This window comes from Corynebacterium sp. NML140438, assembly GCF_001875725.1.
In the GTDB taxonomy this organism is placed as follows: domain Bacteria; phylum Actinomycetota; class Actinomycetes; order Mycobacteriales; family Mycobacteriaceae; genus Corynebacterium.
In genome coordinates, this window is record NZ_MLCQ01000015.1 from 1 (window position 1) to 12324 (window position 12324).

The following is a 12324-nucleotide window of genomic DNA, read 5'->3' on the forward strand; positions in this document are numbered from 1 at the left end:
ACAATCACCGGGGTTTCAACGGCCGGTGGTGACGTCAACGCTGACGGCACCAACTCAGGTAACTGTGGATCGGTCATGAACAAAACCTCCTACGGATTAACGTTCACAACCACCCTGGCACTAAGGGGGGGACCTTGAATTTGGTGCGCCACCCGTCAAAAAGGATCGGTCTCAGCAAAAGGAAGAAAGCCCTACATGCGCAAAATGTCCTGTAGAGCTTTCTCACCTTATAGCGAGGGACCTTGTCATAGCGAGGGACCTTGTCCTCACTTCCTCTTCACGTATGCGACTCCTGGAGAAGTTCAACGCAAGCTGCCGCTGAGCTATGCCAATCAACTTGGCAAGGTCATCCGGTACGCGAATGGTTTACAATTCCCGTCGACCTCCTCCGGGCGACCAAAACCCCTGGCCCCGCACCCGGGGAGTATCGCCACACCCAACTTAAAACGAAAGAACCCCTCCCGATGCTTCGACGCTGCGTCGGTATTCGGGCGAGGTTCCTTCTACTGGAGTGCACTCGAGCCGGAGACTCTACTCACTCTCTCGCTTGACACGCTAACCAATGGGACAGACAATAGTCAAGTCTAAAGGTGCCTTCATGGGGGTGTAAGGCTATGTACGGAAGCACACACGCTAAAAACGTATTAAAAGCGCTCGGCCAACAACGGATGGAAAAATTTCTAGCGCAAAGCGGAAATCATGCTGGTAGAGCACTCAAGTTGTACGCTTGGGATGCTGAACTTTCTGCAGCAATGGGGAGCCTCATCGCTATCCTAGAAGTAGTTCTTCGAAATAAGATTTGCGCGGCCATCGATATTTGGAGCGATCAGCCCCCGGGCAGTAACAAAAATTGGATTCTCACTCCGGACCAAAACGTTCAGTCTCCATTATCGGAAATCAGTAAAGCAATCTCAGGCCCCGCTATAAACAAAGCGCAGAAGGCTAAAGAGATTCGAGATAGCGGTGCCGGTCTCTTCACTGGACACCACTTACGTAGTGGGCACGACTTGACACGAGATGACGTAATCGCTCAGGTCTCACTCACTCAATGGAAACAAAATTTTTTCTACCGAGAGCCCGAAATGCAGGACGACGGGAGCAGAAAATTCTTTCCGGACGAAGTTACGTACACAAGAGTAAAAGCAGTCTATGAAGTGATCACCCACAAAGCTCTATCAGGTGGGCCTTCACAAATTACACCTGACCGTGCAAGTCTTATCATGCACCACGCTGTGCTGCTCCGAAACAGAATTAGCCACCAAGAAACGCTCATCAACATCGACTGCAAGGCATACCGCCAAGAGTTTCTCGATCTTTTAAAATGCCTCGACCAAGATGTTCTGGCTTACTACACTGCCAACGACCCTATTCCCGAAATTTTAAGCAGGGATCCTCGAAACACTGCTCCGCGATAGCCTCGCTCGCTTTTCAGCTTGTTCATCCACGCCAGCGGCAATGGTATCCGCTCCGAAACACATTGCACGCATCATGCGTGGTGGCGCTCCCGCTTGCAGGAAATGAAACTCGGTTATGCACTGCATCCCCAAGCCATCGGCAACGTCAGGCAGCTTGACCGAGCGGACCCCGTTTGTTTTCGACGCCAATTCCCCAATTTTGCGCTGACCTGCATTGGTCGACGCTAAGAGGTCGCCCGGAACCGCACGCAAATCTGTTCACAAAATCTCTAGCAACGCTCCCACGACACATCCCACCTCGCCGCACCTCACCCACTACACTGTGTATCCATGACTAACGCGAGCGAAACCCCAGCGCACCGTTACGGCGCTGGCCTGGCAAATCAGATTGAGCAGAAGTGGCAGACGTTCTGGAAGGACAACGGCACGTTTAACGCGCCGAACCCGGTCGGCGACCTCGCCACGGGCGGCCCACTGCCCGAGGACAAACTGAATGTGCAGGACATGTTCCCGTACCCGTCGGGGGCGGGGCTTCATGTGGGTCACCCGCTTGGCTACATCGCGACGGACGTGTTTGCCCGCTATAACCGCATGTTGGGCAAGAACGTGCTGCATACGTTGGGCTATGACGCGTTTGGTCTTCCGGCGGAGCAGTACGCGATTCAGACGGGTACGCATCCGCGGACGACGACTGAGGCGAATATCCAGAATATGAAGCGTCAGCTGGGCCAGTTGGGGTTGGGGCATGATCCGCGTCGTTCGGTGGCGACGACCGACCCGGAGTTTTATAAGTGGACGCAGTGGATTTTCCTGCAGATTTATAACGCCTGGTTTGATGAGGAGCTGCAGAAGGCGCGTCCGATTGAGGAGCTGGTCCGTGACCTGCTCACGGGCGCGCGCACAACCAAGGACGGCCGTAACTTCCGCAACTTGACGCACGCGGAGAAGCACAAGGCAATTGACGAGTTCCGCTTGGTGTACCTGTCCGATTCGATGGTGAACTGGTGCCCTGGTTTGGGCACGGTGCTGGCGAATGAGGAGGTCACTGCGGAGGGCCGTTCGGAGCGCGGGAACTTCCCGGTGTTCCGGAAGCGTTTGCGTCAGTGGATGATGCGTATTACTGACTACTCGGATCGCCTGCTCGATGACCTTGACTTGCTGGATTGGCCGGAGAAGGTCAAGGCGATGCAGCGCAATTGGATTGGGCGTTCGCGTGGTGCACAGGTGGCGTTTGCGTCGGACGCAGGTCCGATTGAGGTGTTCACGACGCGCCCGGACACCCTGTTCGGCGCGACCTACATGGTGCTCGCGCCTGAGCACCCGCTTGTCGACGCCCTCACGGCCGATGCTTTCCCGGCTGACACGGATGAGCGTTGGATGAATGGGGCGGGGTCGCCGAAGGTGGCCGTCGAGAAGTATAGGGCGGCGATTGCTGCCAAGAGTGACTTGGAGCGCCAGGAGAATAAGGAGAAGACTGGCGTGTTCTTGGGTTCGTTTGCGACGAACCCGGTGAGCGGCGAGCAGGTGCCGATCTTTATTGCTGATTATGTGCTGACCGGTTATGGTACGGGCGCGATTATGGCGGTGCCGGCGCATGATGAGCGCGACTACGAGTTTGCGACTGTCTTCGGCCTGCCGATCGTGCCGGTGCTCGACGGCGATGTCTCCGAGGAAGCGTTCACGGGCGACGCGCCGCACATTAATTCGGCGAACGAGCAGGGCCTGGACCTCAACGGCCTGGGTAAGGACGAGGGGATCGCGAAGGCGATCGAGTGGCTGGCCGCCAACGGTGCTGGTGAGGAGAAGATCCAGTACAAGCTTCGCGACTGGCTCTTTGCCCGCCAGCGCTACTGGGGCGAGCCGTTCCCAATCGTGTACGACGAGAACGGCCAGGCGCACGGCCTGCCGGAGGACATGCTGCCGGTGGAGTTGCCGCAGGTGGAGGACTACAACCCGGTGTCCTTCGACCCGGAGGACGCGGATTCTGAGTCGGCGCCGCCGCTGGCGAAGGCCACCGACTGGGTCGAGGTCGAGCTTGACCTTGGCGAGGGCACGAAGAAGTACTGGCGCGACACGAACGTGATGCCGCAGTGGGCGGGTTCTTCCTGGTACCAGCTGCGCTACATCGACCCGACGAACCAGGACGCCTTCTGCGACATCGAGAACGAGCGCTACTGGACCGGCCCCCGCAGCGAGAACGATCCGGGCGGCGTGGACCTCTACGTCGGCGGTGTGGAGCACGCGGTGCTGCACCTGCTCTACGCCCGTTTCTGGCACAAGGTGCTCTATGACCTGGGCTTTGTGTCCTCGAAGGAGCCGTACCGTCGCCTGTTCAACCAGGGGTATATCCAGGCGTACGCCTACACGGATTCGCGTGGCGTGTACGTCCCGGCCGCCGAGGTGGAGGAGAAGGACGGCAAGTTCTACCGCGACGGCAAGGAGGTCAACCGCGAGTACGGCAAGATGGGCAAGTCCTTGAAGAACGCCGTCGCCCCGGATGACATCTGCCGCGATTACGGCGCGGATACCCTGCGCGTCTACGAGATGTCGATGGGCCCGCTGGACACGTCGCGCCCGTGGGCGACGAAGGACGTCGTCGGAGCGCATCGTTTCCTGCAGCGCCTGTGGCGCCTGGTTGTGGACGAGGAGTCCGGCGAGGTCACCGTCACCGACGCCGCGCTCACCGAGGATGACAACAAGCAGCTGCACCGCACAATCGCCGGTGTCCGCGATGATTACGAGCACCTGCGGGATAATACGGTCGTCGCAAAGCTGATTGAGTTCACGAACTACCTGACCAAGACGTACCCGTCGGGCGCCCCGCGCGCCGCGGTTGCGCCGCTGGTGCAGATGGTTGCGCCGCTCGCCCCGCACATCGCCGAAGAGCTGTGGTCGAAGCTCGGCCACGCCGACACGATCACGTTCGAGCCGTTCCCGACCTTCGAGGAATCTTTCCTTGTCGACGCCACCATCGAACTCCCCGTCCAGATCAACGGCAAGGTGAAGGCCCGGATCGACGTCCCGACGGACGCCTCGAAGGAGGACACCGAGGCGGTTGCGCTGACGGATGCGCGTGTCAAGGAACTGACCGACGGCAAGAATGTGGTCAAGGTGATTGTGGTGCCGGGCCGGATGGTGAACCTGGTCGTTAAGTAAACGTTCAGGAAACGTGTAGGTGCTGCGGAGCGTTTGTGTGTACTGTTGGACAGCATGACTGAACCAAATACACCTAACAACGATCCGCAGAACCCGGGTGGCATCCCGTCCTACCCGGAATACGGCGCGTCGCCTTACGGCCAGCCCTCGGGACAGCCCTCCGGCCAGTCCTACGGGGAGCAGGCCGATTTCGGTGCGTTTGACGTCAACTCGGCCGCGCAGGCGTCCGGGCAGAGCGCGTTGCGCTACCACGGCGCCCAGCTCGCCGTCCCGACGAGCCCCGCAGCAGCCATGCTTGCTAACGACGACGGCTTCGTCGGCATCACGCCCACCCAGTACGGTGACGGCGTCACCCCGCACCCGATCAGCAACCCGGCCGTCAATGGCGTCGCGCACGGGCTGGGCACCGGGAAGCTCTCCGTCGGTGCTGCGCTGAAGTACGGTTTCAAAACCGCCTACTCCAACCCGGGCACCTGGCTGGTGCTGGCGTTCGTGTACGCGCTGCTGAATAACATCGGGGCCGTCTTCCAGAGCGACACGGTCAGCGCCCTGGGCATGCTGGTCCTGTTCTTTGCTGCCCCACTGTTCATTGCGGCCGCGCTGCAGCAGACCCTGGTTGGTCCGAAGCAGTTCGTCCTGAAGGACATCAAGTCGGCTGCCTACGGCAAGACGCTGGGTATGTCGGTGGTCGTCGGCATCATCACGACTCTGATCTTCGCCCTGCTCATGGTGATCGGGTTCGTCGCTGGTTTCGCCGGCGCGGACCCGGAGGCGCTCCTGACCGCCTCGAGCGGTGATCTCAGCGCTATCGACCCATCCGCGTTCGTGACCCTATTCGTTGGGATCGGCATCGCGGTGCTGATTATGTTGCTTATCTCGCCGTTCTTCATCTTCCAGTCGTTCTACGCGGCTGACAACAACGGCACCTTCGGCGACGCCTTCAAGGCCGGCTTCACCACAGCGAAGCGCAACTACGGCGGCCTGCTCGGCCTGATGATCGTCTGCGGGATCCTGATGGCCACCGTCTCAGGCAGTGGCACCGCCTCCGGCGTGGCCGCTTTCGTCTCGCTGGTGTTGGGCACGCTGCTGACCGCCCCAGCACTCCTGGCGATGGTGTACGCCTACCGCCAGGTCTCCGGCGGCCCCGTCCCGCACGAGGTAGCCGTTGCCTAAACGCAGCACCTATTACACGGCCGTGGCACTGACCGCCGCGGCCGTGCTCTTTTTTACCGTCGGCAAGGCGTACGTTGGCCTGCCCGGGGTGTGGGACACAACCTCCCACGAGGTCCGTCACCTGCGCCTCATCCCCTTCGGCTCCTTCATCTACTACCGAGTCTGGTGGGGACCGTGGCTCAACCTCATCGGCAACATCGTCCTCTTCCTCCCAGTCGGCTACCTGGCCCGCCTCCGGCTCGGCAAGGTCTGGAAGGCCGCCCTGGTGTCGATGGTGGCGTCACTAAGCATTGAAGTAGCCCAGTACGTGCTCGCCGCCGGCTACTCAGATATCGACGACCTCATCATCAACACCGTCGGCGGCACCCTGGGCGCTACACTTGCCCACATGCCCAGCTTCACCCGCACCATCTTCCCCGACGGCAACGAACCCGACGCCCGCTTCACCCTCGCTAACGAGCGCACATTCCTCGCCTGGACCCGCACCGCGCTCGCATTTCTCGCCGGCGGCATCGCCCTCGGCGCTTTCGACGTCACCGGCATCACCCCAGAGACTCAAACCTTCGCTGCCGCCACCGTCATCGTGATCGGCATGGCCATCGCCGCCGGCGCCGCCATCCGCTGGGTCCGCGTCGAGCGAGCGCTGCGCCACGGGCGCCCTCTGCCCGCCCCCGCGATCGCGCCGCTGCTCGGCGTCGGCATCCTGGTCGCCTCCATCGTTGTGCTGGTAGGCCTGCTCTCGTGACTATCCCAGTCCCCGACCCTGGCCTCCAGCCCGAGCGCACCGCCTTGAGCTGGACCCGCACCGCCCTGGCCATGCTCGTCTGCTCGATGGTGCTCCTGCGCTGGTCTCACGCCTACCCGGTGCCCGTCTTCGGTGCCATCGGGCTCCTGCTCACCCTGGCAGTGGTGCTCATCTCCAGATATCGACGCCTCTACCGCACCGAAGCCCACAACCTTGCCCAGGAACGCTCCCAACCAAACACGGCCTCCGTCCTTGCTACTGCGTGTGCGCTGGTTGCGCTTGGTGGCCTGGGCCTGTGGCTGGTCCTTGTGAATTAGGGAATAAGGCGTGCAGTGACAAACCACGCAGCTAGGAAAAACTAGCCCTTTTCTGAACTGCGATTATGAACATCTGCACCAAATGTGTGAGCGTCTTTTGTCACTCGCCACCAGTCCTGCGCACCTTTTTCCTGCCTGGAAAATCCGCGACCTGGGCAAACGCGCCGGGCCGTGCGCGAAAACAAAGAATTTGGTGCGCGTACCCCGCCCCGCGTACCCCGCACCGCACAAGTACTACGAAGAAAAGTCGATCGCGATGCATTTCAGCATGTCGTAGCCATCCCCGTTGAGGGCGAAGCCGTCGTCGGTGTCCTCGCCGAACCCGAAGGCCTCGAGCATCGCGGTGCCTTCTTTATAGATGGTTGAGTCCGGGAGGTGGGGGGAGTCGGAGATGAGGTTGAACATGAGTTGGTTCCAGTTTTCGCGGCCGAAGGTCGCGTAGAATCCGCGGGCGATGTTTTCGGCGAAGTCGAATGGGTTGTCGCCGCCGCTGAGTAGCTCGACGCCCTCGTTGGTGATGGTGTAGCGCCCGGTTTGCTCGGCGCGCATGAGGCCGGATTCGACGAAGAAGTTGTGGAGGTGCCTGCGCCAGATGGGGTCGTCGGGGAGGAGGCCGTCCATGAGGTTGTAGAGCGCTTCGGTGATGCCGGTGTAGACGGGGGAGTCGAAGGTTGGGTTAGGCCCGTAGTAGTCCTCGAGGAATTCGCCGATGGCGGCCATGACGGCGGGGTTGCTTTCGGGGTTGGGGTCGATGGCCATGATGTCTTTGAGGTCGTCGCGGCCTGCGAGGTATTCGCGGAGTGCTTCGCGGACGTGTTCGTCTTCTTCGGTGTTGGCGTCGGAGTTCATCATTTGGCGGGTGACCATGGTTTCGACGCTGTAGTACATGCGGTTCGAGATGCTGACGGGGTCGGCTTTGGTGAGCCTGTCCACCATGTGGCCGGGGGACATGACGGGCATAGAGGAGAACAGGGTTGGGGTGATGTGCATGTCGGCGGGTTGGCCGGCGGCGAGGCGGACGGCTTCGTCGTAGAGTTCGGTCATCATGGCGGGGCCTTTGAGGTGCTCGATGACGTCGGGGCCGAGCGCGGAGATGAGGACGGGGGTTGGCCCGGCGATGGTGGACGGCCCCAGTACTTGGACGTTGATGTTCCAGTTGGCGCCGGCGTCGTAGATGTAGCTCATGGTTTCGGGCATGTCTTGGACGGTGAGGTCGGTTTCGTCGTATTCGCCGGCGGCTGGTTGGGCGGTGTAGACGCGTTGTTCGCCGTTGATGGTTCCCGAAAACATGTGTGTTGCGGCGCTCGAGAAGCCGAGGGTGGCGTCGATAATGAGTGCGAGTTCCCCCAGGTACATCGAGTGGTCAACATTAATGCATCGTGAAATCTCGGGTCGGGAGTTTTCTACGGTGATTAATAGAGAGATGTTCATGTCGTTCACTCTATAGTTTTGTATCTTTTAGCGCTCGCGAACTACCCAGAATGTGCATCGGGTGACGCAGAGCAGCCAGTGGAGGACGAGGAGGGCGGGCAGCGCGGTGGCGATGATGGTGAGCCATTCGAGGTTCCAGACTTCGGCGAGGTGGTGGCTGCCGACGCTGATGGTGCCGGTGGGGAAGGTGGAGGCCCACCAGGCGGGGGAGTAGCGGGCCCAGTGCGCGACGGCGGGGTAGAAGTGCCACATGGCGAAGGCGATCATGGGGATTGCGGCGATGAGGAGCACGGTGCCGACGATGAGTTCGGCGTCTTTGCCGAAGAGGAGGTCGACGGCGGAGACGGTCTGCCCGACCACACCGAGGGGGATCCAGGCGGTCGCGGCGTTCGGCCCGCTTAAGTCTACTTTTCGACGCCACGCCGCCACATACACTCTGGCAAACAGCGGGTACGCCGCACTTATCGACGCCACCATGCAGCACACGCCGAGTACCCAGTAGAGGTCGCCGCCGCCTTTGACGTGGGTGGTGGCGGCTGTGTTGGACGCCATGATGGGGCCGACGAGGGCAAGCCCCCAGGCGAAGTTCGGTTGTCCTTGGAAGCCGCGGAGCTGGTTGGCGTAGACGGCGAGGCAGGCGGGTGCCCCGATCCAGAAGCCGACGAGGATGAATGTCAGGTTGTCGGTGAGGTTGGTCCAGGCAGTGCCGAGTGACATGATCCCGATGAAGGTCATGGCCCACGGCGCCATCGTGTCCTGGCGGAAGCGTGGCGTGCGGTAGATGATGAACCCGACCACGAGCGCCACGAGGATGGCGACCCCGATACAGGCGACGACCCACGCCAGGGGGTCGAGGCCGCTGATGACCAGCAGCGTTGCTACCAGCGAGGTCCCCATGAGGCTGCCGCCCCACGCCGGTCCCGCTGGTGGCAGGTTATAGCTGGTCCTGGTTTTCACACGCGCTCACGCTGCCAGGTGCCGAATCGGAGTGCGCACGCGCACCAGTGGAACAGTAGGAGGAGCAGCAGGCCGAAGGAGAGGGCGTGCCACCCTTGGTTCCAGGAGCCCAGGCACAGGGTGCCGACCGGGAATGTGGAACCCCACCAGCCGGGGCCGTACGGCGCCCAGGTGAAGACCGCCTGGTAGAAGCAGTACATGCCGAAGAGCACGCACGGAACGCCGATGGTGAACATGATGATGCCGTAGAGGTGGGCGTCGAAAAAGGAAGGTGGAGGCGGCCGTCGACTGGCCGACAACCCCGAGTGGAATCCAGGCCGTGCCTGCCGCCGCGCCGCGCGGGCGTTCGCGGCGCCGCCACAGCGACCAGTAACAGTAAGCGAACAGCGGGATCGCGGGGATGAACGTGAAGAAGAAGCACACGATGCCCGCGTGGTGGTAGAACACGCCGTGCTCTGCGGCGAGCTGCCCGCCCGACGTCGCGGCGACCATCGGCGTGACCGGCGCCAGTCCCCACGGGAACGCCGGGGTGGTGTAGTGCTCCGAGACCTTCCAGAAGCCCCACAGCTGCCACAGGCACACCGCGATCGACAGCGGCGCGCCAATCCACCAGCTGATCAGCTGGAAAATATCGTTGCCGGTCAGCGCCGTCCACGCCGAGCCGCACGCCAGCAGGCCCATCGTGTACATGCCCCACGCCGCCATGTTCTGGTGCCGCGGCGGCTCGTTACGGATGCCGACCGTGAACACCGCCAGCAACACCGCCGCTACTAGTGCAAACGCGATCTGTCCGAAGCGGAACCCGTGCAACCCGGACAGTGTAGAGGCGATCGACGTCCCCATCAGGGACCCGGCCCACGCGGGGCCATACTTAGGCAATTGCATGCACCTACGCTAAGCCCGCCAGTACGGTTTGGACAACTATGAAACGCTGCCGGTCAGATTTCTACCGTCGCACGCGTGCGGCTATCCTACCGACGTGCAGAAACTTTCCGGTGGCCTCCTGTTCGCGCTCGCCCTGCTTACCGCGGCGGGCCCGCTCGGCATCGACATGTACTTGCCAGGCATGCCCGAGCTCGCCACCCAATTATCGACGTCCCCCTCCTCCGCCCAACTGACCATCTCGGGGTTCATGCTCGGGATGGCACTCGGCAACCTTTTCTTTGGCGCTATCTCTGACGGCACGGGCCGCAAGCCCGCCATCCTGGTTTCCTCCGCGGTGGCGTTCGCGGCGTCGGTGGCGTGCGCCGTCTCCCCCACGATCTCCTTCCTGATCGCCGCTCGATTCCTGCAGGGCCTGGCAGGGGGCTGTGCCGTCGTCGTCACTCGGGCCGTCATCCCTGACATCGCTCACGGCCGCGAGGCTGCCCGCGGCCTCTCGGGCCTCATGGCGATCTCCGGTTTCATGCCCGCCATCGCCCCCGTCCTCGGCGGCCTGATCATCCCCACCTTCACCTGGCGAGGCGTCTTCTGGACCATCGCCGCCGTCAACCTCGCCCAAATCCTCATCGCCTGGCGCTTCGTCCCCGAAACCCTCCCACCCGAGCGGCGGACTCGTGGCACCCTGCGCACCATCTTCCCCCGCATGGGCCGGTGCCTACGTCGCCCCGCGTTCCTCGGCTACATGGTCGCCGCGGGGCTCGGATTCGGCACCCTATTCTCCTACATCTCGGCATCCCCACTGGTCCTGCAGGTGCAACTCGGCGTTACACCGACCACCTTCTCCCTCATCTTCGGCGGCATCGCCCTGCTCATCCCCCTGTCGAACTCCATCAACATGCGCCTGGTGAAGACCCACCAGCCGCGCACCCTGCTCGTTGTGGCGTTATCTGTTGACATCCTCGCCGGGCTGATCCTGCTCGCTTACAGCCAGCTCGGTCCCAACCTCACGATGCTCCCCTTCATCGCCATCCTCTCCGCCATGGCCGGGTTCATCATGGCCAACGCCTCGGCGCTCGCCGTGGAGGAGATCCGGGACATCGGGATCGGCGCCGGCACCGGCGCGATGGGCTTCTTCCAATTCATCATCGGTGGCCTGGTCCCGCCCCTGGTGGCGCTCGGGTCCAACCCGACTGCCTCGATGGCCAACGGCATCCTCACCTGCGCCGGCCTGGCCCTTCTGGGAGTGCTTTTGGGCAGCACTGCACCACATTCCAGACCTAAAAACATCTAGCACTTCTGTGGCGTGCAGGTATCCTAAGGTCGGTTTTCAAACGCTGGAATTTGGTGCATGGAGTGGGGAGCGAGTGACAATGGACGCAATCCTGTCGGCTGAACCCGGTAAAAGCCCAGGTCGTGAAAAGTGGGTTGCGTCTTTTGTCACTCGGGTCGGCGAGGGTGACACCAAATTCCTTTGCGCAGAGATCGCGACCTGGGGAAATAGCCAGGCACCTTTCCGGAAAATCGGGAATTTGGTGCACGTTCTGCCGCGGTTAGCGCCAAATACCCACATTAACAATCAGCGACCTGGTCTTTTGCGTGCACGTCCAGCTCAACGCTCGAACTTAGAGAAAAAGAGCTATCGATTTCGATCCGGTTCTACTTATCCTCAGAGCGATTGTCCTTGAGAAAGCCCATGAAACTGAAGTATGGGACATCTTCTGTCGCTCGTTGAACGGCTGCGAAAACAGCATAACTAATAGGGTCAATCACCTGGTCACTTAGGTTTAAGACTTCCAGGAAGAAGTGCTGGGTAATCATGTACGGATGAAAGCTTTCCTGATTGCTACCAGGTTCTAATTCTTTAGCAAGTTCGTACTCGTCTTCATCGCATTCACTAACTGTGAAATCAGGAAGAGCGTCAATTTCGGAGAAGGAAACTTTGAGTTCCTTCTGGAAACGCTCTGCAATGTGGTAAGAATCCTTTTCAGAGCAATACACGTAAAGCTCTTCGTAAAAGCCTTGCAGCTCACCATTTGACAAGGAAGAAAGACTGGTCATTCGAAAGCCGCTCCGTTCATGAGTAGTTGGGATAGTAAGTTTAGCTTTCACGGGGGCAGCAATTTCGGTTGCGCCGAGTGCTAGTGCTTATGCACCGAAGCCAGCATCGGAAGTCTTTCCAGCGCAGAAAAAGCCTCCACGAGGAAAAGGATTCGAGCTCAAGCACTGCCGAGCAATCTAGCACCCACCA

General features: G+C 61.0%; 10 protein-coding genes and 1 pseudogene. 6 read left to right on the plus strand and 5 right to left on the minus strand.

Features of this window, described 5'->3' with window-relative positions:
* Window positions 1-614 precede the first annotated feature (614 nt).
* From BJP08_RS02700 to BJP08_RS02725, 5 genes are all read left to right on the plus strand, one after another.
* On the plus strand, window positions 615-1415 hold the full coding sequence (locus tag BJP08_RS02700) for an Abi family protein (protein ID WP_071568144.1): 801 nt from the start codon (window positions 615-617) through the stop codon (window positions 1413-1415).
* 330 nt (window positions 1416-1745) lie between these two features.
* Window positions 1746-4571: a leucine--tRNA ligase gene (gene leuS, locus BJP08_RS02705; protein ID WP_071568145.1), complete on the plus strand. Its 2826-nt coding sequence runs from the start codon at window positions 1746-1748 to the stop codon at window positions 4569-4571.
* A 54-nt stretch (window positions 4572-4625) separates the two neighbouring features.
* Window positions 4626-5744 carry a hypothetical protein gene (locus BJP08_RS02710; RefSeq protein ID WP_071568146.1) on the plus strand — a complete coding sequence of 373 codons (1119 nt, stop codon included), beginning with the start codon at window positions 4626-4628 and terminating at the stop codon, window positions 5742-5744.
* A 43-nt stretch (window positions 5745-5787) separates the two neighbouring features.
* A complete protein-coding gene (locus tag BJP08_RS11980; protein WP_369816379.1) occupies window positions 5788-6489 on the plus strand; it encodes a VanZ family protein in 702 nt (233 codons plus the stop codon).
* Window positions 6486-6806 carry a DUF202 domain-containing protein gene (locus BJP08_RS02725; protein WP_071568147.1) on the plus strand — a complete coding sequence of 107 codons (321 nt, stop codon included), beginning with the start codon at window positions 6486-6488 and terminating at the stop codon, window positions 6804-6806. Before BJP08_RS11980 ends, BJP08_RS02725 begins: the two co-directional genes overlap by 4 nt.
* A 234-nt stretch (window positions 6807-7040) precedes the next feature.
* Here the strand turns inward: BJP08_RS02725 and BJP08_RS02730 are convergent, their stop codons facing one another.
* The 4 genes and pseudogenes from BJP08_RS02730 to BJP08_RS11855 form a co-directional block, all read right to left on the minus strand.
* Complete coding sequence (locus tag BJP08_RS02730) at window positions 7041-8237, minus strand: hypothetical protein (protein ID WP_071568148.1); 1197 nt, start codon at window positions 8235-8237, stop codon at window positions 7041-7043.
* Between the two features lie 27 nt (window positions 8238-8264).
* Window positions 8265-9194: a hypothetical protein gene (locus BJP08_RS02735; protein WP_071568149.1), complete on the minus strand. Its 930-nt coding sequence runs from the start codon at window positions 9192-9194 to the stop codon at window positions 8265-8267.
* Window positions 9191-9430 (minus strand): hypothetical protein, encoded by a 240-nt coding sequence (locus BJP08_RS11850; protein WP_369816373.1) that lies wholly within the window; start codon window positions 9428-9430, stop codon window positions 9191-9193. Before BJP08_RS11850 ends, BJP08_RS02735 begins: the two co-directional genes overlap by 4 nt.
* A gap of 97 nt (window positions 9431-9527) precedes the next feature.
* A pseudogene (locus BJP08_RS11855) lies at window positions 9528-10079 on the minus strand (hypothetical protein); the annotation flags it as partial.
* A 94-nt stretch (window positions 10080-10173) separates the two neighbouring features.
* On the opposite strand from BJP08_RS11855, the gene BJP08_RS02745 reads away from it, so the two are divergent.
* Window positions 10174-11367: a multidrug effflux MFS transporter gene (locus tag BJP08_RS02745; protein ID WP_071568181.1), complete on the plus strand. Its 1194-nt coding sequence runs from the start codon at window positions 10174-10176 to the stop codon at window positions 11365-11367.
* Between the two features lie 365 nt (window positions 11368-11732).
* On the opposite strand, the gene BJP08_RS02750 is transcribed toward BJP08_RS02745, so the two are convergent.
* Window positions 11733-12134, minus strand: coding sequence for a hypothetical protein (locus BJP08_RS02750; protein WP_071568150.1), 402 nt, complete (start codon window positions 12132-12134; stop codon window positions 11733-11735).
* Window positions 12135-12324 lie beyond the last annotated feature (190 nt).